Origin of the sequence: Brevundimonas sp. (genome assembly GCF_052436175.1) — a bacterium.
Taxonomy (GTDB): Bacteria; Pseudomonadota; Alphaproteobacteria; order Caulobacterales; family Caulobacteraceae; genus Brevundimonas.
This window is the reverse complement of record NZ_JBQVNM010000014.1, coordinates 15272-37217: the sequence shown is the minus strand read 5'-3', so window position 1 is coordinate 37217 and position 21946 is coordinate 15272. Positions and strand designations below refer to the sequence as shown.

Annotated in this window: 28 protein-coding genes; 6 read left to right on the top strand and 22 right to left on the bottom strand. The window is 68.4% G+C overall.

The window, feature by feature from the left end:
• Positions 1-3: 3 nt before the first annotated feature.
• From der to ACT6QK_RS05440, 7 genes are all read right to left on the bottom strand, one after another.
• Entirely contained in the window at positions 4-1623 is a 1620-nt protein-coding gene (der, locus tag ACT6QK_RS05470; RefSeq protein WP_444596802.1) for a ribosome biogenesis GTPase Der, read from the bottom strand.
• A gap of 54 nt (positions 1624-1677) precedes the next feature.
• A complete protein-coding gene (locus ACT6QK_RS05465; protein WP_444596801.1) occupies positions 1678-3102 on the bottom strand; it encodes an outer membrane protein assembly factor BamB family protein in 1425 nt (474 codons plus the stop codon).
• A 23-nt stretch (positions 3103-3125) separates the two neighbouring features.
• Positions 3126-3887 (bottom strand): tetratricopeptide repeat protein, encoded by a 762-nt coding sequence (locus tag ACT6QK_RS05460; RefSeq protein WP_444596800.1) that lies wholly within the window; start codon positions 3885-3887, stop codon positions 3126-3128.
• 89 nt (positions 3888-3976) lie between these two features.
• Positions 3977-4813: a 3-methyl-2-oxobutanoate hydroxymethyltransferase gene (gene panB, locus ACT6QK_RS05455; RefSeq protein ID WP_444596799.1), complete on the bottom strand. Its 837-nt coding sequence runs from the start codon at positions 4811-4813 to the stop codon at positions 3977-3979.
• Entirely contained in the window at positions 4814-5227 is a 414-nt protein-coding gene (locus tag ACT6QK_RS05450; RefSeq protein ID WP_444596798.1) for a hypothetical protein, read from the bottom strand.
• Positions 5214-5774: an RNA polymerase sigma factor gene (locus ACT6QK_RS05445; RefSeq protein WP_444596797.1), complete on the bottom strand. Its 561-nt coding sequence runs from the start codon at positions 5772-5774 to the stop codon at positions 5214-5216. Before ACT6QK_RS05445 ends, ACT6QK_RS05450 begins: the two co-directional genes overlap by 14 nt.
• Before the next feature lie 27 nt (positions 5775-5801).
• A complete protein-coding gene (locus ACT6QK_RS05440; protein ID WP_444596796.1) occupies positions 5802-6197 on the bottom strand; it encodes a DUF6249 domain-containing protein in 396 nt (131 codons plus the stop codon).
• A gap of 153 nt (positions 6198-6350) precedes the next feature.
• Here ACT6QK_RS05440 and ACT6QK_RS05435 point away from each other — a divergent pair, with 153 nt between their 5' ends.
• A complete protein-coding gene (locus ACT6QK_RS05435; RefSeq protein WP_444596795.1) occupies positions 6351-7181 on the top strand; it encodes an endonuclease/exonuclease/phosphatase family protein in 831 nt (276 codons plus the stop codon).
• Here ACT6QK_RS05435 and ACT6QK_RS05430 read toward each other — a convergent pair.
• Genes ACT6QK_RS05430 through ACT6QK_RS05420 form a run of 3 tightly spaced genes read right to left on the bottom strand, consistent with a single transcriptional unit; the run spans position 7168 to position 8413 of the window.
• Positions 7168-7461 (bottom strand): hypothetical protein, encoded by a 294-nt coding sequence (locus ACT6QK_RS05430; RefSeq protein ID WP_444596794.1) that lies wholly within the window; start codon positions 7459-7461, stop codon positions 7168-7170. The two genes, ACT6QK_RS05435 and ACT6QK_RS05430, sit on opposite strands and share 14 nt — an antisense overlap.
• Positions 7451-7981 (bottom strand): RNA polymerase sigma factor, encoded by a 531-nt coding sequence (locus ACT6QK_RS05425; protein WP_444596793.1) that lies wholly within the window; start codon positions 7979-7981, stop codon positions 7451-7453. Before ACT6QK_RS05425 ends, ACT6QK_RS05430 begins: the two co-directional genes overlap by 11 nt.
• A gap of 24 nt (positions 7982-8005) precedes the next feature.
• Positions 8006-8413, bottom strand: a complete 408-nt coding sequence (locus ACT6QK_RS05420) for a hypothetical protein (RefSeq protein ID WP_444596792.1) — start codon at positions 8411-8413, stop codon at positions 8006-8008.
• 171 nt (positions 8414-8584) lie between these two features.
• Between ACT6QK_RS05420 and ACT6QK_RS05415 the strand changes: the two genes are divergently transcribed.
• Positions 8585-9082 carry a hypothetical protein gene (locus ACT6QK_RS05415; RefSeq protein ID WP_444596791.1) on the top strand — a complete coding sequence of 166 codons (498 nt, stop codon included), beginning with the start codon at positions 8585-8587 and terminating at the stop codon, positions 9080-9082.
• Between the two features lie 13 nt (positions 9083-9095).
• Positions 9096-9335 (top strand): DUF2188 domain-containing protein, encoded by a 240-nt coding sequence (locus ACT6QK_RS05410; protein ID WP_444596790.1) that lies wholly within the window; start codon positions 9096-9098, stop codon positions 9333-9335.
• On the opposite strand, the gene ACT6QK_RS05405 is transcribed toward ACT6QK_RS05410, so the two are convergent.
• Together ACT6QK_RS05405 and ACT6QK_RS05400 are read right to left on the bottom strand one after the other, a co-directional pair.
• Positions 9332-9682, bottom strand: a complete 351-nt coding sequence (locus tag ACT6QK_RS05405; protein WP_444596789.1) for an ArsC family reductase — start codon at positions 9680-9682, stop codon at positions 9332-9334. The genes ACT6QK_RS05410 and ACT6QK_RS05405 overlap by 4 nt on opposite strands.
• Before the next feature lie 44 nt (positions 9683-9726).
• Positions 9727-10458: a hypothetical protein gene (locus tag ACT6QK_RS05400; protein WP_444596788.1), complete on the bottom strand. Its 732-nt coding sequence runs from the start codon at positions 10456-10458 to the stop codon at positions 9727-9729.
• Between the two features lie 96 nt (positions 10459-10554).
• Between ACT6QK_RS05400 and ACT6QK_RS05395 the strand changes: the two genes are divergently transcribed.
• A complete protein-coding gene (locus tag ACT6QK_RS05395; protein WP_444596787.1) occupies positions 10555-11343 on the top strand; it encodes a crotonase/enoyl-CoA hydratase family protein in 789 nt (262 codons plus the stop codon).
• Here the strand turns inward: ACT6QK_RS05395 and ACT6QK_RS05390 are convergent, their stop codons facing one another.
• Genes ACT6QK_RS05390 through guaB form a run of 6 tightly spaced genes read right to left on the bottom strand, consistent with a single transcriptional unit; the run spans position 11344 to position 17647 of the window.
• A complete protein-coding gene (locus ACT6QK_RS05390; protein ID WP_444596786.1) occupies positions 11344-12264 on the bottom strand; it encodes an alpha/beta hydrolase family esterase in 921 nt (306 codons plus the stop codon).
• A 2-nt stretch (positions 12265-12266) separates the two neighbouring features.
• A complete protein-coding gene (gene guaA / locus ACT6QK_RS05385; RefSeq protein ID WP_444596785.1) occupies positions 12267-13826 on the bottom strand; it encodes a glutamine-hydrolyzing GMP synthase in 1560 nt (519 codons plus the stop codon).
• Entirely contained in the window at positions 13823-14518 is a 696-nt protein-coding gene (locus ACT6QK_RS05380) for a 5'-methylthioadenosine/S-adenosylhomocysteine nucleosidase (protein ID WP_444596784.1), read from the bottom strand. Before ACT6QK_RS05380 ends, guaA begins: the two co-directional genes overlap by 4 nt.
• The gene (locus ACT6QK_RS05375) at positions 14515-15768 is read right to left on the bottom strand and encodes an RsmB/NOP family class I SAM-dependent RNA methyltransferase (RefSeq protein WP_444596783.1); all 1254 of its coding nucleotides are present in this window, start codon (positions 15766-15768) and stop codon (positions 14515-14517) included. The genes ACT6QK_RS05380 and ACT6QK_RS05375 overlap by 4 nt, the downstream gene beginning before the upstream one ends.
• A 1-nt stretch (position 15769) precedes the next feature.
• Positions 15770-16171 carry an MAPEG family protein gene (locus ACT6QK_RS05370; RefSeq protein ID WP_444596782.1) on the bottom strand — a complete coding sequence of 134 codons (402 nt, stop codon included), beginning with the start codon at positions 16169-16171 and terminating at the stop codon, positions 15770-15772.
• Between the two features lie 18 nt (positions 16172-16189).
• Positions 16190-17647 (bottom strand): IMP dehydrogenase, encoded by a 1458-nt coding sequence (guaB, locus tag ACT6QK_RS05365; protein ID WP_444596781.1) that lies wholly within the window; start codon positions 17645-17647, stop codon positions 16190-16192.
• Between the two features lie 132 nt (positions 17648-17779).
• Between guaB and ACT6QK_RS05360 the strand changes: the two genes are divergently transcribed.
• Positions 17780-18337: a DUF2061 domain-containing protein gene (locus ACT6QK_RS05360; RefSeq protein ID WP_444596780.1), complete on the top strand. Its 558-nt coding sequence runs from the start codon at positions 17780-17782 to the stop codon at positions 18335-18337.
• Between the two features lie 7 nt (positions 18338-18344).
• Here ACT6QK_RS05360 and ACT6QK_RS05355 read toward each other — a convergent pair whose 3' ends face one another.
• Positions 18345-19073 carry an RlmE family RNA methyltransferase gene (locus tag ACT6QK_RS05355; RefSeq protein WP_444596779.1) on the bottom strand — a complete coding sequence of 243 codons (729 nt, stop codon included), beginning with the start codon at positions 19071-19073 and terminating at the stop codon, positions 18345-18347.
• 68 nt (positions 19074-19141) lie between these two features.
• On the opposite strand from ACT6QK_RS05355, the gene ACT6QK_RS05350 reads away from it, so the two are divergent.
• The gene (locus ACT6QK_RS05350; RefSeq protein ID WP_444596778.1) at positions 19142-19603 is read left to right on the top strand and encodes a peptidylprolyl isomerase; all 462 of its coding nucleotides are present in this window, start codon (positions 19142-19144) and stop codon (positions 19601-19603) included.
• A 43-nt stretch (positions 19604-19646) separates the two neighbouring features.
• Here ACT6QK_RS05350 and ACT6QK_RS05345 read toward each other — a convergent pair whose 3' ends face one another.
• The 3 genes from ACT6QK_RS05345 to ACT6QK_RS05335 are packed head-to-tail and all read right to left on the bottom strand — an operon-like array spanning position 19647 to position 21894.
• On the bottom strand, positions 19647-20225 hold the full coding sequence (locus ACT6QK_RS05345; RefSeq protein WP_444596777.1) for a hypothetical protein: 579 nt from the start codon (positions 20223-20225) through the stop codon (positions 19647-19649).
• Positions 20225-20845 (bottom strand): methyltransferase family protein, encoded by a 621-nt coding sequence (locus ACT6QK_RS05340; protein WP_444596776.1) that lies wholly within the window; start codon positions 20843-20845, stop codon positions 20225-20227. Before ACT6QK_RS05340 ends, ACT6QK_RS05345 begins: the two co-directional genes overlap by 1 nt.
• 59 nt (positions 20846-20904) lie before the next feature.
• Positions 20905-21894, bottom strand: coding sequence for a M28 family peptidase (locus tag ACT6QK_RS05335; RefSeq protein ID WP_444596775.1), 990 nt, complete (start codon positions 21892-21894; stop codon positions 20905-20907).
• Between the last annotated feature and the right edge of the window lie 52 nt (positions 21895-21946).

Genomic DNA, 21946 nt, shown 5'->3' with positions numbered 1-21946 from the left:
GCCCTACTTCTTCGGCGCGTGCTTCTGGCCGGTACGGATACGCCCGGAACGCGAGACCTGCCTCGCCCCGCCGCGTGCGCCCTTTTGGACCGCCACGCTGGACCCGGCCTTCTTGGACGAGGACGCCTTGACGCCCGAGATGACGCGCGGCTTGGCGACGCGGGTCTTCTTCTGCTCCAGCGCCTTGCCGGGCAGGTTGGAGAGGGCCTCTTCCTTCTCGGCCTTGCGCACGCGGCGCGGCGCGGTCTTGGCGTCGCCCTTGTAGCGTTCGGGCCCAGACTTGGCGCCCCCCTCGGCATAGGGGTTGGGCGTGTTCGATTTCAGGCTCAGCCGGATCGGCGTGCCGGGCAGGTCGAAGCTCTCGCGCAGCGAGTTGGTCAGATAGCGCAGATAGTGGTCCGGCAGGGACGACGCCCGGCTGGCGAACAGCACGAAGGTCGGCGGACGGGCCTTGGTCTGGGCCATGTATTTGGTCTTCACCCGCTTGCCGTCGACGGCGGGCGGCGGGTGCCTCTGGGTCGCCATGGCCAGCCAGTCGTTGAGATCCTTGGTCTTCACCTTCACCGACCAGGTCTCGTAGGCTTTCATCACGGCGGGCATCAGCCGTTCGACGCCGCGCCCGGAATGGGCCGACAGGGCCACGAACGGGGTTCCCTTCAGTTGGGGCAGCTTGTCCTCGGCCATCTGCTTCAGCTTGGCCATGCGGGACTGGGGATTCTCTTCCAGGTCCCACTTGGAGGCCACATAGATCAGGGCCCGGCCCTCGCGCTCGACCAGATCTGCCAGTTGCAGATCCTGCACGTCGAAGGCGTTGTCCTTGTCCATCATCAGGATCACCACCTCGGCGAAGGTGATGGCGCGGATGGTGTCGGCGACCGACAGCTTCTCCAGCTTTTCCTGCACCCGCGCCTTGCGCCGCATCCCGGCCGTATCCACCAGCCGGATGTTCTGGCCCTCGTACTGCCAGTCGACCGAGATACTGTCGCGCGTGATCCCGGCCTCGGGCCCGGTCAGCATCCGGTCCTCGCCGATCAGTCGATTGATCAGCGTCGACTTGCCCGCGTTCGGGCGGCCGATGATGGCGATGCGGATCGGCTTGTCGGGCTCGTCGATCTCCTCGACGAAGATGTCGGCGCTGGCGGCGATCAGGGCGGCGTAGAGGTCCGCCATCCCCTCCCCATGCTCGGCCGAGATGGCGACGGGCTCGCCGAAGCCCAGACCGTGCGCCTCGCCCACGCCCCCGCCGCTCTCGCGGCTCTCGGACTTGTTGGCCAGCAGGATCACCGGCTTGGGCTGTTTCCTCAGCCGGTCGGCGAAGATGCGGTCCAGCGAGGTCACCCCCTCGCGGGCGTCCATCATGAACATCAGGACGTCGGCGTCTTCCAGCGCCGCCTCGGTCTGCTCGCGCATCCGGGCTTCCAGACTGTCGTCCGCGACATCCTCATACCCGGCCGTGTCGATCAGGGTCAGGTCCAGATCGCCGATGTTGCCGTCGGCATAGCGGCGGTCGCGCGTCACGCCCGGCCGGTCATCGACCAGGGCCAGACGCTTTCCCACCAGCCTGTTGAACAGGGTGGACTTGCCCACGTTGGGGCGGCCGACGATGGCGACCTTCAATGCCATGTCGGCCTTCTATCCCAGAATCAGGAGCGCTGCGAATGCAGGCTCGAACGATCGTCAGCGAATGCAGACCAGCTGCCCCTCGTCGGTGACGACATAGAGGGCGCCGTCATAGGCCGACGGCGACACATAGGCTGGCCCCCCCAGCTTCACGCTCGCGATCTGATTGCCGGTCTTGGGGTCGAACCCGACCGCCTCGCCGTCCGAGTTGACCAGCACCAGACGATTGGAGGCCAGGATCGGACCGGTCCACTCCGGCCGCACCGTGCGGTCGAAGAAGCCCAGGAAGCCGCCCTCCTGGCGCACGCGTCCCTCGTTCAGATCCCTGGTCCAGTAGACCGCGCCGGTGTCGCGATTGACGACGGTCAGTTCGCCCGACTTGGACACAACGAACACCACGTCCCCGACCGGCAGAGGCGCATTGACCCCGGCCACCGGCACCGACCATTTCGGCGCGCCGGTACGGATGTCCATGGCCTGCATAACGCCCGAATGACCGACCGCATAGACCATGCCCCGGCTGATGACGGGCCGACCGGCGATGTCGCGCAGTTCGGACAGGGCGCTGGTGCGGCTGGTGCGCGACAGGACCTGCTGCCAGACCGCCGTGCCGTCGATGGCCCGCACCGCCGTCACCTCGCCCGAAGAGAAGGGCGCGATCACCGTGTCCCCGACCACCGCCGGCGACGAGGCGCGCATGATGCGGGCCGGCTCGGTGATGCCGCGATAGGACCAGTCCTGCTGACCGTCGGCGATGTCGAAGGCGAACAACTGGTTGTCCACGTCCACGACGAAGACGCGCGATCCGGCCACGGTCGGCGCGCCATGGATCGGGGCATCGACCTTGACCGTCCACACGACCGCTCCGGTCGCGGCGTCCAGAGCCGTCATGGACCGATAGCCGGACGAGACGAAGACCTTGCCCCCGCCCACGGCCACGCCGCCGCCGAAGCCGCCGCTGGCCGCACGCGAGCCGCCGGGGATGATGCCCAGCCGGCGCGCGCCGCGCTCGGTTTCGTCCGGGCGGACGTTGTGCTTCCACGCCACCTCGCCCGTGCGGGCGTCCACGGCGGTGACGGTGGCCTCGCCGTCCAGAACGAAGACCTTGCCGGCGTCGATGACCGGCGGGCCCATGATCTGACGCGTCTTGCCCGAACCGACCCCGATGTCACGCCTCCAGGCGACGGTGAACTCCGGCGCCGCGATGACGTGTTCGACCAGGTTGTCGGCCGTGCCGCCCGGCTGGGTCCAGGCCGTCACCGACTGGGGTCCGGGCAGGAAGAAATCACGCCCCGACAGGGCCGCCGACGGCGCCAGTTGCTGCTCGAAGCTCAGCACCGAGATGCGCTGTCCCTCGGTGGCGACCGCGCCCTTTTCCTCGCTTCCGCCGAGACCGAACGGCAGCATGCGCCGCTGGGCCGCGCAGGAGGCCATCGTCAGGGCGACGCCGCACGTCAGGGCGACCTTGAGGAAACGCGTCATGGAGGTCTTTCGGATGGCGATCGTCATTGGGCGGGCGCGGCCTGCGGGGCCATCTGGACGGCGCCGGCGGGCAGACCCTGAGGCGCCGTCGGAGCCGGCAGGGCCTTCTGGTTCTTGATGATCTCGGCCAGATTTCCGGCCACGCCGCTGTCGATGACCTCGATGCCGCTCTGGGCAAACTGGCGGATCACATCCGGGACGTCCTGACCCAGGGTCAGTTGCACGAAGCCGGCGCGGGCCTCGGGCAGCTTGCCGTTCTGCAGTTGCGCCATGGCCAGGGCCTGTTGCGCGAACGGACGCAGCGGACGGCCTTCCTTGACCAGGGGCTCCAGCCGCTTCTGCACGTCCTCCAGCGAGCCGGTGTCCATCACCAGCAGGGCCGCGCGATAGGCCGCCGAATCGGACAGCAGGTCGTCGCCCGTCGCCTTGGCCGCCTGGTCGAACAGGGTCACGGCCTCGGCCTCCTTGTTGGCGGCGACCGCCAGACCGGCGCGCTGCATCAGGGCCAGGGACTTGTAGGCGCCGTTGCCCGACTTCTCGGCCTCGGCGAAAGCGGTCTCGGCGCCGCTCAGATTGTTGGCCTGCAGGGCCTCCAGGCCGCGCGAATAGGCGACCGAGGCCTTCTCGGCGCGGCTCGTCTGATACGAATCCCAGCCCCACCAGCCCAGGGCGGCGACGAGGGCGATTCCCAGGACGGCGCCCAGAACGGGCAACCAGGTTTTCGCAAGCCGCTTGTAACGGGCGGAGCGAAGCTCCTCCTCGACCTGCTCGAAGACATCAACCACGGATCGTCGTCCCAACTCTATCTGGCAAAACCGGCGCGGACCCTAGTGGGTAAGCCCCACGAGAGAAAGCCCTCACCGCAATACGGCGGTCAGGACTGAACCGGCTTTTTCGAGAAGTAGGTCTCGACTTCGGCAGGAAAACGGCGGGCCTTCACATCCGCCGCGTATTGGCCCACCGCCCGGTCGATCTCCGCGCGCAGGTCGGCGTATTTGCGCACGAACTTCGGCGTCCAGTCGAACAGACCCAGCATGTCCGGCGTCACCAGGATCTGCCCGTCGCAGGCCGCCGAGGCGCCGATGCCGATGGTCGGCTTGTCGATCACCGCGGTGATCTCGGCCGCGACGGCCTCGGCCGTGCCCTCGACGACCACGGCGAAGGCGCCGGCGTCGGCGGTGGCCTCCGCCTCGGCGATGACGCGCAACCGCTCGTCGTCGGTCTTGCCCTTGGCCTTGAACGCCCCCTCGGTCAGCACCGCCTGGGGCCGCAGGCCGACATGGCCCATGACCGGAATGCCGCGCTGGACCAGATAGGCGATCGTCTCCGGCACCGTCGGGCCGCTTTCCAGCTTCACCGCCTGGGCGCCGGTCTCCTTCATCACCCGGGCGCAGTTCTCGTAGGCCAGTTCCTTGCCGCCCTCATAGGAACCGAAGGGCATGTCGATCACCACCATGGCCCGGCGCGAGCCGCGCATGACCGCCTGGCCGTGCAGGATCATCATCTCCAGCGTGACGCCCACGGTGTTGGGCAGGCCGTGCACCACCATGCCGACGCTGTCCCCGACCAGCAGCAGGTCGCAGTGGTCGTCCAGCAGGGCCGCCGTCGGCGCGTCATAGGCCGTCAGGCAGACGATCGGCTCGCCCCCTTTCCGGCCCTGAATATCAGGCGCGGCGATGCGACGGACGATTTCCTGCTTCTGACTGGACACTCAGGCCTCCTGGGACAGCTTCACGACACCGGCCGCCGCGACGAAGACGAGGGTCGCCGCCACGATCCAGAATAGCTGCATCCCGCCCATGGAGCCAAACGGCATGTCCGACAGGCCGACCTGATCGACCAGGGTCTGGATCAGATCGCCCGCGCCGCCGCCCGCCGCCTGGACGCCCTGCCCCAGGGTTCGGGCCGGCGCATCGGCGGACGAGACATCGAAATCGAAATGCATGCTCTCGCGCACGGCGAACACCCCGCCGACCAGGCCCGCCGCCGTCAGGGCCACGGCCCTGAGCCGCGACCCGGACGCCAGTCTGGCGTCCACCCGGCTGGCGAACAGCTCGGAATCGGCCATGCGAGGCGTCTGGGCGAACAGGCGTTCGATATCGACGTCGAACTCATCCGTTGACATGAACGGCCCTCCCGCTCTCGACCTGTTCGGGCGCAAGCCGCGCACGAAGTTTATCCAGACCACGTTTGACATGAGACTTCACCGTTCCGAGCGGCAGATTCATGGCGGCCGCGATTTCCGGGTGGGACATCCCCGCGCCATGACACAGGGACACGCACAGACGTTCGACCGGGCTCAGCACCTTCAACGCCTCGTCCAGGTCCATCAGCCCGCCGCGATCGACGGTCGGGGCGGCCTCTTCCACCACCGATTCCTCGACATAGCGGGCGTCCTTCGCCTTGCGCTTGATGTAAAGCCGCGCGGCGATCCGCTTGACCCAGGCGGCGAAGGTGCCTTCGCCCCGGAACTCCCCGCACCGCTGGAAGGCGGTCATGAAGGCGTCCTGGGCGATGTCGTCGGCCTCGGACGCCTGGGCGCCCATGCGGCGCAGCAGGCCCCGCACCGCTGAACCGTGACGACGCACCAGTTCGCCGAACTCCCGCCGCCCGCCGGCCGCCGCGAGGGCGGCCAGCTCCACGTCATGTCGATCCATGAGGGATCTGGACATCGTTCTTCCCCCCGATCCAGACCGTGCTCAGTCCTTGTTCTTGTTGAAGAAGCTCAGGATGATGAAGGCCACGCCCACGGCGCCCGGGATCGCCCCCATGCCCACGATCGGATAGACGGCCTTGGCCTCTTCGATGCCGCCGACGAAGCTGAAGGCGTAGCCGAACAGGGCGATGCCGATGCTGACGGCCAGAAGGATCATTCCGAGACGCAGGTCGCGGCTCGCGGACGGCACCCGCGACTTGGCCTCCTTGGTCAGGGCGTCGATCATTTCCGGCGGCAGGGGCTGGCCCTTGTCGATGGCGGCGCGGACGATGTCCTGGGTCGCCAGCTTCTCGCGGCTCTTGATGTAGCCCGGGCCGAGGATGATCGCGACGATCGAGGCGAAGATGATGAAGACGATGAAGATGGGCGTCAGTTCCATTGGATTTATCCCGTTGATGGCTGAACCCGGAGCCTGATGCCCGGGCCTTCTGGGAACAAGAGGCGGCGGCGGCGGCGTACGGATGCGGAAACTGACGTGAAATCTTCGTAAGGTCGATGAAACCGGTTACAACGGCCGAAAACGGAGGAAGCCATGACCACACGCCGCAGCCTGATCCTGTCCGCCGCCCCGGCCCTGGCCGCCCTTGCCCTCGCGGGTTGCGCCACGACCGCCGCCGCGCCTGCCGCCGAACTGAAGGTCGTGACCTTCAACATCTGGCACAATCAGGGCGACTGGGCCGCGCGCCGTCCCCTGCTGATCCAGTCCATCCTCGCCGCCGACGCCGACGTCGTCGCCCTGCAGGAAGTGCTGGAGGACGCCAATGTCGGCCTGCCCAATCAGGCGCAGACCGTCGCCGACGCCTTGTCCGCGCAGGGTCGGCCCTGGTCGATGCATTTCGTATCCACCGATCCGGAGGGCGCGCCCCGCCGTTATGGCAACGCCATCCTGACCCGCCTGCCGGTCGTGGCCCATGACAGTCGCAAGCTCCAGCCGCTGGACGACTACCGCACCGCCCTGCGCGTCCGCGTCCAGGCGCTCGGCCGCCCTACCGACATCGTCGTCACCCATCTGGCCTGGCAGCAGGAGGCTGGCGCCGTTCGCGCGCAACAGGTCGCCGACCTGCTGTCCTGGCTGCCCCAGGACGGAACGCCGCTGATCGTCATGGGCGACTTCAACGCCCCCCTGTCGGATTCCGGCCTGTCGACCCTGACGGGCGTACGCTTCTTCAGCGCCCTGCCCCGCGATTCGGTCGAGACCACCCTCAACCCGGCGAAGGGCCACCCGAACCGGGTCATCGACCACATTTTCGCCGAGACCGAATTCTTCGCGCCCGGCTCCGCCGCCCTGATCGGAAACACCCCCACCGGCGGCGAATATCCGTCGGACCACTTCGGGGTTCAGGCGACGATCAGGCGGCGCTGAACCGCCCGGACATCCACACCAGCATCAGGGCGCCGACCATGGCCAGCCCGCCCGCCGTCATCGCCGGAACCGCAGCCGCCGGGAATGTCAGCCCCGCCAGATAGGGTCTGACCGCCCAGAGCAGGGCAGCGACCGCGACCGCCAGCGGCAGCAGGGCCGCCACGCGAAGCACCGCCCGGCGAGCGGCGACCCGGCGCGCGACCTCCGCCTCGAAGGCCAGGTCGCGAGGCGGCGGCGTCTCGTCCGCGAACAGGGCTTGAAGTCGGGCCTCAGGCGTCATCAGAACCTCCGAGCGCGATCAGCAGGCGCGCCCGTCCGCGCGCAACATGGGACTTCACCGTCCCCAATGGCAAGTCGAGCGCCGCCGCCGCTTCCGAATGCGACCAGCCGTCCGCCAGACACAGGGCCACGCAGGCCCGCACATCGGGCGCCAGATCGGCCATCGCCCGGCCCATGGCGATCCGGTCTACGGCGGACACCCCGGTCGCCGGCGACGCCGCCTCCAGCCATTGCTGATCGCGCGCCGCGCCGCGCCGGGCGCTGCGGATCCGGTCCTGCGCCCGCCTCCAGGCGATGCCGAGCAGCCAGGACCGGAATCCCTCGTCCGACTTCAGCGTCCGCAGCGATCGCCAGGCGGCCAGAAACGTCTCCTGCGCCACGTCGTCGGCCTCGGCCCAACCGCCGCCCAGGACGCGCCTCAGAAACCCGCGCACCGCCGCCTGATGCGCGGCCACCAGCCGCGCGAAGGCCGGGTCCGAGCCTGCGCGCGCCGCCCGGACCCAGTCCGCTTCCCCCAGCACGGACCGCCCTCCCCCGCGCCGGTCTCAGTGCCTCGGCCGCGACAGGAACAGGGCGTTGATAGCGGACCAGACCCCCACCGCCGCCATGACCAGGGCCACGATGATGAAGGCGCCGCTGTTCCCGTCCACGCCCATGGCCGCGCCGACGCCGAAACCCACGGCCATCATCCCGAACAACCCCACCAGCGACCAGTAGTGGGCTGCGGACTTGGGCCCGCTGGACGGCGCGTTCCAGTCCTGGGACGTCGGCGGCGTCAGGTCCAGTCGGCTCACCAGGGCCTCGGGCGGCTGCTCTCCCCGATCCGCATAGGTCTTGATGAGGTCCAGCACCGCCTTCTGCTGACGGTACTTCAGCCAGCTCTGATAGCCGGCGAACAACAGGCCCCCGATCGGCAGCAGCAACCACCAGAAGGCATAGAACAGGTTCAGCATCGTCGTCTCCCGTTTCGACGACCCCGTGATCGCCGTTTCATCCCATAGTCGTCACCCGCGGGCCGTTCGGATGCGGCCGATGCAAATTATCGTGCAGGCGTCTCGGACCATCGACAAACCGACGGTCTTCCCTCCAACTGCACAGCTTGGACATTCGCAACGGGGGTCGCGATGCTTCTGCCTGAACTTTCCGCCGTCGGCTGGTTCCACACCCTGGGCAGTCTGCCCGCCATCCCGCTGTCGTTGTGGCTGCTGGCCCGACACGGCCGCATCCCGCCGGGCACGCGCCTGGGAAAGGCCTGGCTGGTCTTCATGTTTATCGGCGCCCTGTCCGGCGTTCTGGTCATCAAGAGCCCGCCGGGCGTGACCATATCCATCCTCAGCATCGGATCGCTGGTGGTCGGATCCCTCATCGGCCTGATCGCGCGCCGGTGGAAGCATCGCTGGTGGATCGAGACCATGGCCCTCAGCACCGCGACCTTCACCCTGTTCCTGCCCAGCTTCACCGAAATCCTGACCCGCCTGCCCGCCGGGGCACCCATCGCCGCCGGCCCTGAGGCGCCTCTGGTCGTCGCCATACAAGTTTTGCTTCTGCTCTTGCTGATCGGGGGGATCGTGTACCAACTGACGGTGATGCGTGTTCGTCTGAAGCGCGCGATCTACGGCTGAACAGGAGCGTCCCATGACCCAGGTCACCTACCGCATCGTCGAACATGACGGAGGCTGGGCCTACAAGGTCGGCGACAGCTTCTCGGAGACCTTCCCCAGCGCCGCCGCGGCCCGCGCCGCCGCCGCCCGCGCCGCGCGGGAACAACGGGTCGCCGACGCCACCGCCTGGATCGAATTCGAGACCTCCGCAGGCGAATGGGTCACCGAACGCGCCGACGGCCACGACCGGCCGGAAACCTCCGTCGAAGGCTAGGCTGTCAAGGCGGCCGCATAGACTTCCGGCTTGAACCCGAAGATCCGCCGGTCGCCCAGGTCCAGGATCGGCCTTTTGATCATCGACGGCTGCTCCAGCATCAGCGCCACGGCCCTGTCGTCGTCCAGATCGGCCGTCTTCGCCTCCGGCAGGGCGCGGAAGGTCGTGCCGGCCCGGTTCAGCACCGTCTGCCAGCCATGCTCCCTGACCCAGCGCCGCAGCGACGCCTCGTCGATCCCGGCCTTCTTGTAGTCGTGGAAGTCGAAGGCCACGCCGTTCTGGTCCAGCCAGACCCGCGCCTTCTTGACCGTGTCGCAGTTGGGAATGCCGTACATGGTGATGCTCATGACGGCGATCTGCCCGTCACGACGGACCGTGGCAAGAGGCCGTCTCAGTCCTCGACGGCCCCCGTCGCCGACGCCGGCGCCCTCTCCCCCGCCTCTGCCGCCTCCTCGTCTTCCTCGGGCGCCGAGGTCATCGTGATCATGGCGCCGCTGAAGCCGACGCGCTCCACGAACGGGCTTCCGTCGGGAATGAAGCCGATCTTCACGTCCGCCGTGCCGGGCAGGAAGTGATAGACGTTCCAGGTCCCGCCCTCGATCTGGCCCGGCTCATCCACGGTCTGGACGGCGAGCTGTGTGGTCCAGGCGCTCATCAGCCCCGGATGGATGCCCGTCGTCGCCTCGAAGTCCCACAGACCGCAGCCGAGAAAAACCAGCTCCGTCGCCTTCTCCCAGGATTGCAGAACCCCGTCGCCGTCGGAATCCTCATTGTCCCCGATGGTCGCGCTCATACGGTTCAGAATGACGTAACGACCTGCCGGCCCCTCGGGCGACTTCCAGATTTCCTGTTCGTTCTTCATCGGAAGTTCGGGATCGTCCATCTCCTTGCGGGCCAGGGCCAGGGTCGCCGCCAGTTCGGGATGCTCGGTCTCTTCCGCCTTGACCCAGCCCGCCGCCGCCATCCGGGCCGAGGTTCGCTCCAGGCTGCGCCGGTCGGGTGTGCACAGGGTCTTGAAGGTCTCCAGTCGGCTATCCTCGGGAATGCCAACGACCGGCGTCGAGGTCACGGGGGCGTCCGTCTGCAGGGCGGCGACGATCAGGGCGGCGGTCAACAGGGGCATGGCGATCTCCTCACCCACACCCTAGCGAAGCGATCCGAAAACGGGCCTGTCGAAACCCTTCCGCACCCGCTACGACAAGGCCAAAGGGAGGCCCCGATGAACGACCGCGTCACTATCCAGATCGAGGACGGCGTCGCCGATGTGCGCCTGAACCGCCCCGACAAGATGAACGCCCTCGACCGGGCCATGATCGACGGCCTCGCCGCCGCCATTGACACCCTGTCCGCCACGCCGGGCCTGCGCGTCGTGGTCCTGTCCGGCGAAGGCCGCGCCTTCTGCGCCGGTCTGGACATGGAGATGATGGCCGCGATCGGCGATCAGAACTTCGACATCATGACCCGCACCCATGGCTTGGCCAATGTCTTCCAGCAGGTCGCCTGGGGCTGGCGCACCCTGCCCGTCCCGGTCATTGCGGCGGTTCATGGCGTCACCTTCGGCGGCGGCTGCCAGATCATGTCGGGCGCCGACATCCGCATCGCCGCACCCCACGCCCGCCTGTCGATCATGGAGATGAAATGGGGTCTGGTCCCCGACATGGCCGGCATGGCCCTGTGGCGCGGCAATGTGCGGGACGACGTCCTGCGCGACCTGATCTACACCCATCGCGAGGTCTCCGGTGCCGAGGCCATCGCCCTCGGCCTCGTCACCCGCACCGCCGAGGATCCCCACGCCGAGGCCCTCGCTCTCGCGCGTCAGATCGCGAGCCGGAACCCTGACGCCGTGCGCGGCGCCAAACGCCTCGCCAACGCCGCCTTCGACACCGACGCCGCCGGCATGCTGCTGGCCGAGAGCCATGAACAGGGCCTGCTGATCCACTCGGCCAACCAGATCGAGGCCGTCATGGCCAATATGCAGAAGCGCCCGCCCAACTTCAGCGACGGCTGATCAGCGCTCGCGTCGATACTGCGATACGAAAGCCCACAGGGCGTCGTTGTCGGCGACCCAGCTATGGCCGCCGCCGACCGTGATCCGACCCGCGACGTCGGCGCCGTCCGTGCAGCCGGAGTAGCGCTCCTCATAGACGCCATCGGCCACCCAGACGCTGACCGGCGCGGCCGTGCACCGGTTCAACTGGGCCCAGCGCTGTTCGGCCGCATGCATGGTGTAGCTCCAGTAGCCCGCGCCCCCGCCCTGTATGGGATTGGTCGTGTCCGCATCCCCGGCGAAGGCCATCACCGGCATCGACCGCGACGGCGTGCAGGTCTCGGGATCGGGCCGGGCCGGATCGTCCTTCGACGGATTGCCGGCCCTCAGACCGACCACCGGAGCAATGGCGGCGATCCGGTCCGACGCCACGCACCCCAGCCAGGACGCCATCCGCCCCCCGCCAGACAGGCCGGTCACATAGACCCGCGTCTCGTCCGCGCATCCGGCCAGGGCCAGTTCGTCGATGGCCGCCTTGATGAAGGCCACGTCGTCGGCGTCGTCCGGCCCAGGCACGGTCCCCGCGATGGTCGGCACGCCCGGGATATTCCAGACGAAGCCGCGCTCCAGCGGAATGCCTCCGTCTGGCGCGGCGACGAGGAATCCATGCCGGTCCGCCGCCTCCGCCAGTCGCGAGCTCTGCAGCATCCGCGCGCCGTCGCCCCCGCTGCCGTGCAGCAGAAAGACCAGAGGCGCCGGCGTCGCCGCATCGAGCCCCTTTGGCGCATGGACCAGCATCGACCGGCCCGTCCGCCCGATGGGCAGGCGAACCTCGGCCCCGGGCGTCACGACCCGACAATCCCCTGCCGTCGCCGTCCCACCCAGAACCGTCAGCCCGAGCAGGACCGCCGCTAGGCCGATCAGCAGACGTCCGACGCGCATGATTACTCCCACTCGATCGTTCCGGGCGGCTTGGAGGTCACGTCGTAGACGACGCGGTTCACGCCCCGCACCTCGTTGATGATGCGGGTCGCCGTGCGGCCCAGAACCTCCCAGGGGAATTGATAGAAGTCGGCGGTCATGCCGTCGGTGGACGACACGGCGCGCAGGGCCAGGACCTTTTCATAGGTGCGGGCGTCGCCCATGACGCCGACGGTCTTGACCGGCAGCAGGACGGCGAAGGCCTGCCAGATCTGGTCGTACAGGCCGGCCTTGCGGATCTCGTCCAGATAGATGGCGTCGGCCTGTTGCAGGGTCTCGACGGCTTCCGGCGTGATCTCGCCGGGGATGCGGATGGCCAGGCCCGGCCCGGGGAAGGGATGGCGTCCCACGAAGGCGTCGGTCAGGCCCAGCTCGCGGCCCAGGGCGCGAACTTCGTCCTTGAACAGCTCCCGCAGCGGCTCGACCAGCTTCAGCTTCATATAGTCCGGCAGGCCCCCGACATTGTGGTGGCTCTTGATGACGTGGGCCTTGCCGCTGGAGGACGACACGCTCTCGATCACGTCGGGATAGAGGGTGCCCTGGGCCAGGAACTCGGCGCCCTCGATCTTGCCCGCCTCGCGGTCGAACACCTCGATGAAGACTCGGCCGATGGTCTTACGCTTGGTCTCGGGGTCCGATTGACCCGCCAATTCGCCGAGAAATTCCTTCGACGCATCAACGTGGATCAGGGGGATGTTGTAGCGCTCTCGGAAGAGGGTCGTGACCTGTTTGGCCTCGTCCTTGCGCAGCAGTCCCGTGTCCACGAACACGCAGGTCAGCTGGTCGCCGATGGCCTCGTGGATCAGCACCGCCGCGACCGAGGAATCCACCCCGCCCGACAGGCCGCAGATGACCTTGGCGTCCCCGACCTGTTCGCGGATCTGGGCGATCTTTTCGTCGCGATATGCCGCCATGGTCCAGTCGCCCTTCAGCCCGGCGATGCCGTGGGTGAAGTTCTTCAGCATCTGGTGGCCGCGCGGCGTGTGCATGACTTCCGGATGGAATTGAACGCCGTAGAAGCGTCTCTTCTCATCAGCGATCACCGCATAGGGCGAGCCGGACGACGAGGCCACGACGTCGAAGCCCTCCGGGATGGCGACGATCTTGTCGCCATGGCTCATCCAGACCGTCTCCTCCTCGCCGACCGGCGCCAGTCCGGCCAGCAGGGGCGAAGCGCGCTCGACGGTGATCTCGGCACGGCCGAACTCGCGGGTGTGGCCGCCCTCGACCTTGCCGCCCAGCTGTTCGCACATGGTCATCTCGCCGTAGCAGATGCCCAGGACCGGCACGCCCGCCTCGAACACCGCCTGGGGCGCACGCGGACTGCCCGCCTCGTGCACGCTCTCGGGCCCGCCCGACAGGATGATGGCCGCGGGCGTCATCGCCGCCATAGCCGCCTCGGCCTTCTGAAACGGATGGATTTCGCAATAGACGCTGGCCTCGCGCAGGCGGCGGGCGATCAGCTGGGTCACCTGACTGCCGAAATCGACGATCAGCACCTTCTGGTGGGGAATCTGGGTCATGCGAAGCTTTCCGAGGCGGCGGATGCGGCGGGGTCTTGGCCCGGTCGGGCGGGGATTTCAAGCGCGGCGAGACCTCGCTCGGCCAGGACGGCGACCAGCTTGTCGAGGGCGACGGCCAGGGTCTCGTCCACCTGCACCAGAGGCGAGCGCCAGTCGTCCAGCCCGGTCAGCTCGGCCTTGCCGTCCGACACGCCCCGCAGGGCGATCAGGGGAATGTCGAAGGTCTGGGCCGCCCTCACGAGCGCCCAGGTCTCCATGTCCACCATATCGGCCTCGATGGCGGCGTAGCCCGCGCCCGACACCACGTTCGCCCCGGTCGACAGGGTCGCGGTCGGCAGGTCCGGGACAGGGCACGGCAGCGGCAGGACCGGCGGCAGGTCCAGCAGGGGCGTCACCCCCTTCGGGAACCCCAGCGGGCTCGCGTCCATGTCGCGATAGCTGACCGACGACGCCTGATAGACCGCCGCATGCTCCAGTGTCGGCGACCCGCACGACCCCAGCGACAGGATCAGATCGAGCGTCTCCCCCTGCCCTTCCAGCCGGGCCAGGGCGGCGCTCAGGACGACGGCGGCCTCCACCGGGCCGATGCCGGTCATCAGGGGCTGGATCCGCGCCCTCAGATGCTCGCCCCACTCCAGCGGCGCGGCCATGACCGGCAGGACCGTGACCTCACCGTATCGCTCCAGCCTCACGCCGCGCGCTCGTACAGGGCGAAGAAGAAGCCGTCGGTGTTGGTCGTGGCCGGCGACATCCGCAACCGCAACCCCTCCCCGCCCCAGGGCGCGGTGACGGCGACGGGGAAGAACTCGGGATGGGCCGCCTCGAAGGCGTCCGCGCTGGCCTCGTTCTCTGCCGTCAGCATCGAACAGGTGACATAGGCCAGCCGTCCGCCCGGCTTCACCAGCTTTGACGCCTGCCCCAGAATGCGCACCTGAAGGGCGTGCAGACGCTCGACTTCCTCGGCGGTCAGCCGCCAAGCGTCCTCGGGCCGCCGCCGCCAGGTGCCCGACCCGCTGCACGGCGCATCGACCAGCACCAGATCGGCCTCCCCGTTCAGGGCCTCCAGCCCGCCGCCGTTCTGGCCCAGCAGGACCAGTTCCGCCTCGACGCCGGCCCGCTCCAGACGCGGCTGGATGTTGTCCAGGCGCTTGCGCACCACATCGGCGGCGATCAGTCGGCCCTCGCCCTTCATCGCCTGCGCCAGCCCCAGCGTCTTGCCGCCCCCGCCCGCGCAGTAGTCGACCACGGTCATTCCGGGCGCGGCGCCGGCCAGGGCGCAGACCACCTGACTGCCCTCGTCCTGGATCTCGATCCGCCCGGCCGAGAAGGCGTCGAGCGCCTGCACGTTCGGCGGCGGCTCGGACGCCAGCCTGAGCCCCCAGGGCGACCAGGGCGTGCGCTCGGGGGCCAGACCCGCGTCGCGCAACTCGGCCTCCACCGCATCGACGTCCGTGGTCGCATTGACCCTCAGGTCGATCGGCGCGCGCGGCGCCATCAGGGCGCGGGCCTGTTCGGTCCAGCCCTCGCCATAGGTGGCCTTGAAGTCCTCGACCACGAACTCCGGCAGGCCCGACGCCACCCATCCGGGCAAGTCGCCGTCGCCCGCCGCCAGCCGCGACCGTTCCTGTTTCGACAGGGGCCGCGGCCCATAGCCGTCGCCCGAATGCAGGGCCTCGATCTCTTCCAGCGGCAGCCCGTCCAGCGCCGACAGGGAGCCGATCACCAGGGCCCGACCGTCCTCGCGCCCGCCCATGATCCATGACAGACGGCCCCGCGCGCGCAGCACCTTATAGACCCGGTCGGCGATCGCGCGGCGGTCCTTGGACCCGGCATAGCGGTTCTGCTGGCCCCAGGCCTTGAGCACAACTTCCGCCGGCTGGCGGCTCTGGGCGATGGAGTCCAGGATCGAGGCGGCGGCGGCGAGACGGGCGGTGGGGGTCACTCTAGACTTTCAGCAGGAACAGGGAGGCCAGCACCATCACCAGTCCCGCGAGCGAAACCAGCCAGGCCAGCGACCGGACATAGGGCACGCCCAGGGCGTAGAGCGGCACATAGACCACCCGCCCCCAGAAGAAGAGCGCCGTCCCCCAGAGGGTCAGGGCGCCGGACGCCCCGATGACATGGGCAATCAGCACCGCCCCGATGAACAGGGGCAGGGTTTCGTAGAGATTGGCCTGGGCCCGCTCCAGCCGCCCGGTCACGGGCCGGGTCGAGGCGGGCGTGCTGTCGCGCGGTCCCGCATTCCATTTCGAGCCGAACTCCAGCGTCCGCGCGCCGGCGGGCAGGAAGACCTGCACCAGGGCCAGGACCAGGGTCAGGGCCAGATAGGTCAGCTCGGTCGTCATGGTTCGTCCCCCTGCGGATCAGCCCTGCCGATAGTTCGGCGCTTCCCGCGTGATCATGACGTCATGGACGTGGCTCTCGCGCAATCCGGCGCCGGTGATCCGCACGAAACGGGCCCGCTTCTGGAACTCCGCCACGCTGGCCGCCCCGACATAACCCATGGAGGCGCGCAGCCCCCCGACCAACTGGTGCAGGACCGGGCTGATCGGCCCCTTATAGGGGGTCTGGCCCTCGATGCCCTCGGGCACCAGCTTCTCGGACGAGACCTCCTTCTGGAAGTAGCGGTCGGCCGATCCGCGCGCCATGGCGCCGACCGATCCCATGCCGCGGTACGACTTGTAGCTGCGGCCCTGGTACAGGAAGACCTCGCCGGGGCTCTCGTCAGTGCCGGCGAACATCGACCCCATCATGGCCACGCTGGCGCCCGCCGCGATGGCCTTGGCCAGGTCGCCGGAATACTTGATGCCGCCGTCGGCGATGACCGGGGCGCCGCTTTCGCGCGCCGCCCGGGCGGCCTCCATCACGGCGGTCAGCTGAGGCACGCCCACGCCCGCGACGATACGCGTGGTGCAGATGGAGCCCGGGCCGATCCCGACCTTCACTGCATCGGCGCCGGCGTCGATCAGGGCGCGGGTGGCGTCATAGGTGGCGACGTTGCCGGCGATGATCTGGATGCGGTTCGACTCGCGCTTGATGCGTTCGACCACGGCGGCGACCGACGACGAATGGCCGTGGGCGGTGTCGATCACCACCACGTCCGCCCCCGCCTCCGCCAGCATCATGGCCCGCTCATAGCCGGCGTCGCCGACCGTCGAGGCCGCGCCCACCAGCAAACGGCCCTGATCGTCCTTGGCGGCGTTGGGGAAGGCCTGGGCCTTCTCGATGTCCTTCATCGTGATCAGGCCGACGGCGCGATAGTCCTCGTCCACGACGATGACCCGCTCGATCTTGCGGGTGCGCAGCAACTCGCGCGCCACGTCCCGCCCGGCGCCCTCGCGCACGGTGATCAGATCGCCGGTGGTCATCAGGGCCGAGGCCTTGATCGACGGATCGCCCTCGAACCGCATGTCGCGGTTGGTCAACATCCCGACCAGCTTGCCCGACTTCGGATCGACCACGGGGAAGCCCGAGATCTTCTTCTGGGCGACGATCTCGCGGACCTCGCCCAGGGTGGTGTCGGGCCCGACGGTGACCGGATTGACCACCATCCCGCTCTCATAGCGTTTGACGGCGCGGACCTCGTCGGCCTGTTCCTCGATGGTCATGTTCCGGTGCAGCACGCCCAAGCCCCCGGACTGGGCCATGGCGATGGCCAGCCGGCTTTCCGTCACCGTGTCCATGGCGGACGACAGCAGCGGGATGTTCAGGCGGATGTCGCGTGTCAGCTGGGTCGAGACGTCCACATCGGCAGGCATGACCTCCGAGGGACCGGGTTCAAGCAAAACATCGTCGAAGGTGAGGCCCTCGCGAATCTCCATGGGGAGTCTCCGTTTTGCGGGCCGCGTATAAGGGCGACGGGGCCTCCAGAGCAAGGCCCGTCGTGTTGCGGCGCCATATTTTATTGATTTGCAACCGGCCCGCGGCCTCCCCATTCTCTGCTTATGGTCGCGATGATCCTGTCCACCGCGCGCAAACTGGCGCTGAAGATCGCCAGCTATGGGCTGATGCACCTGGCGGTCGCGATTCTGGTGGCCTTCGCCATCACGCGCGACTGGCGACTGGCCCTGGCGGTCGGGGTCGTCGAGCCCTTCTTCCAGACCGTGGCCTATTCCATTCACGACCGCGTCTGGCACCGGATCGAGAAGCGCCGCCTGCGCTCGGGCGTGGAAGAGGCCGCCGAGGCCTTCACCGCCCGTCTGGACGTCATGTCCCCGGCCGAGCAGTCGCGCTCGCACGGCAAGGGCCCGCTCGGCCACCACGGCCACAGCCACGCCCTGCCCCGCTCGTTCAAACAGATCGCGCTGAAGACGATCACCTACGGCTGCATGCACTTCACCGTGGCGGTGCTGGTGGCCTTCGCCCTGACCCGCGACATCCGCATCGCCCTGGCGATCGGCACCATCGAGCCGCTGGTGCAGACGGTCTTCTTCACCCTGCACGACCGCATCTGGACCCGCATCGAGGCGAAACGCGAGCGCGAACGTCTCGCGGCCGATCAGCCCGCCTGAACGCGCGTCAGCGCTTGTTCAGCGCCACCAGATAGACCTCGGAACTGCCCTTGCGGCTGGCCTCGGGCTTGACGAATTTCACGTCCTGAAAGTTGGCGCGCAGGTCGGCCAGAACCCCGCCCGCGTCACCGCCCTGGAAATTCTTGGTCACAAAGGCGCCGCCGGGCCTCAGGGTCCGGATGGCGAAATCGGCCGCGATCTCGATCAGGGCGATGATCTTCAGGTGGTCCGTCTGGCGATGCCCCACGGTGTTGTGCGCCATGTCGGAGATGACCAGGTCCGGCGCCCCGCCCAGCAGGTCGATCAACTGCTGGTCCACGCCGGGGTCGGTGAAGTCGGCCTGCACCAGGATCGACCCCGGAATCGGCTCGATCGGCAACAGGTCGACCCCGACCACCGCCGCCGCTCCCCGGTTGACGCAGACCTGTACCCAGCCGCCGGGCGCCGCGCCCAGGTCGATGATCTTTGAGCCCCGCTTCACCAGCCGGAACTTGTCGTCGATCTCGGCGAACTTGAACGCCGCCCGGCTGCGCCACCCCTCGGCCCGCGCCTTTTCGGACCAGGGATCGGCCAGCTGGCGCTTGATCCACTGGATCGAGGACATAGACTTCTTGTCGGCCGTCTTGATCTGGGCGCCCATGCCGCGCCCGGCGGCGGTTCCACCGGTGGGCGGACGCACCATCTTGCGGCGCGCCGGCGCAGCAGCAGGCGTTTCGGGCTTTTCATCGTCGCTCATCTTCCCCACATAGCGCCCACGGCCCTCAGCGGCTATGACCCCCGCAATATTCAGACGGAGAACCCGGCATGGCCGGGACCCTGACCTTCACCCTGGACACCGGCGACGGCGTCGAAAAGGACGTCGTCATCAAGCTGCGCAACGACCTGGCCCCCGGCCACGTCGAACGCATCACCGAACTGGCATCCGAGGGCTTCTATGACGGCGTGGTCTTCCACCGCGTCATCCCGGGCTTCATGGCCCAGGGCGGCGACCCGACCGGCACCGGCACCTCGGGCTCCAAGAAGCCCAACCTGAAGCAGGAATTCTCGTCCGAGCCCCACGTGCGCGGCGTCTGCTCCATGGCCCGCACCTCGGACCCGAACAGCGCCAACTCGCAGTTCTTCATCTGCTTCGACGACGCCACCTTCCTGGACCGCCAGTACACCGTCTGGGGTCAGGTCATCGAGGGCATGGAACACGTCGACGCCCTGCCCAAGGGCGAGCCGCCCCGCGCGCCGGGCAAGATCGTCAAGGCGACGGTCAACTGAGTTCAGGGGGCGGGTCGAAAGGCCCGCCCTTTTCATTTGCGGCTCAATCCCCCGCCCACCAGCGGAAGCGCACGCCGTCGAACCGCCGCCCGCCGACGGTCAGCGTCCCGACCAGCACCGGGCTCTCGTCGCCCAGATTGCGGCGGGCCGTCGCCAGGGCGTCGCCGTCCAGCCGCCCGTCGAAGCGCACCACGCCGACGCCGTCCGCCCGTCCCTCGAATGACACGCGACTATCGTTGACCGCATACCGGCTCGGCAGGACGCGGATCTGGCCCGAACGCACCTCGCCCAGTTCGGTCGCCGTCATGGGGCTGGTCACGTCCTCGAACTCGAACATCACCGGAGCGAAGACGCCCTGACGCGTCCCCGCCTCCCAACTGGCGAAGTCCGCCGCCTGTCCGACGAAGGCGTTTCGGAGCAGCCAGTCGCCCGCGCGCACCTCGCCCGCCGGCATGTAGTAGCCCGAGATGTCGCCGCTCAGATCGGACCGGAACGCCGCCGCGGCCGGCGCCGCAGGCGGTTCCGCCCCGCTGTCGGAGCGCGGCCTGAAATCGTCACAGGCTGCCAGAGCGGCCAAGGCCCCGCCGCACGCCAGCACCGCCGCCAGACGCCGCACGGTCATCAGGGCAGACGCGCCAGAACCGCCAGCCAGCCGCTTTGCTGCAGCATCTCAAGCGACTCGAACACCGGCACGGCCAGCAGGAAGACCAGCCCGTCCCGGATCGTGGTCAGGAAGAAGCGCGGCTTGACCTCGATGGTCTCCTGATCCCGCCACTTGCTGAAATCGGGGCCGTAGCGCGGCGTGCGCGCGCGATAGACCTCGTAGTCCGCCCCGAAGGCGTTCGACAGCCAGGCCTCCTCCCGCTGGATGGTGAAATGGAACACCGCGAAGGTCAGGACCGTGAACACCAGGGCCAGGGTCACGCTGCCCGTCTGGGCGCCGACACCGAAGGCCCCGATGAAGCTGAACAGGTAAAGCGGATTACGACTGATCGAATAGGGCCCCCGATCCACGATCTCGGCCTTCTTGCGCCCGCCGATGTAGAGCGAACACCAGGCTCGACCGACGATGCAGACGACGATGAAGCCCAGGCCGACCGCCTCGATCCCCTCATGCCAGGCCGTGTCGCCGCCAATGGTCCCCGTCAGGGCCGCCAGGGCCATGGCCCCGATCAGCCCGGCGCCCATGGCGACCTTGCGCCACCTCTGGACCCGTTGAAGGTCGAAGTTCGTCGCCGTCATCTCTGTATCCCCCGCAGTTCAGACGCGATTGTTAGCGCCGAGATTGCGACAGGTTTACGTCAACGGTCCAGACCCTGATCCAGACGCCGGAACGCCGTGATGGCCAGCTCCGTCGCACTGGCGAAAACCAAGGGCGTGATCTTCTCGAAATCGTCCGACGGCCGGTGGTAGTCGGGGTGATAATCGACCCCGAAATAGAGGAACGGCAGCCCCGCTCGGTGGAAAGCCCCATGGTCGGACGCGCTGACCCAGTTGTCCGCGCCCGTGTCCGCCGGCGTGTCCTTGCCGAAGGCCAGCGTTACGGCGCCCACCGGCCCGACGCCCTCGATCAACGGCTTCAGGTCGGGATGCTGGTAGGTGCCCGTGACCCACAGCTTGCCGTCCGTCTCGGCTCGCGAGGTCATGTCGTAGTTGATGTTCAGCACGATGGACGACAGGGGCACGGGCGGCGCCTCGACGAAATGCTTGGCCCCGATCAGCCCCCGCTCCTCGCCGTCGAACGCGACGATGATGACGCTGTGCTCGGGCGGGGCCGCCTTCAGCCGCGCCGCCAGCTCCAGCATGGTCGCCACGCCCGAGGCGTTGTCATCAGCCCCGTTGTAGACAAAGCCTCCACTGACGCCGACGTGGTCGTAATGGGCGCTGACCACGATGTATTTGTCCGTCGCGCGCGTGCCCGGGATCAGGCCGAGGATGTTCGTGCCGTTGAATTTCTTCGCGCCCTCGCGCGTGCGCCCATCGGCCTCGAACGGCTGAAGCCGCCCCATCGGCGGCGCCGCGATCCCCATGGCCTCCAGCCGCGACACAATATAGGCCCGCGCCCGCTCCCCGCCCGGCGAGCCGGTGTCCCGCCCCTCCATGTCGTCAGCCGACAGGATGCGAACGTCCTCCATCAGTTGCGGCGGCACGGCGACCTGGGCGGGCGTGGGCGCCTCCGCAGCGACCGGCGCGGCTTCCTTCGTCTCCCACGGCAGGTTCAGGCTCTCGCATCCGGCCAGAAGCGTCAGGGCGGCCATTCCGGGCAGGACGGCGAGAATCGGACGGCGCATGAAGACTCCTGACACTTTTCCGATGAATAGCGGGACGCAGGCGCCGCGTCAG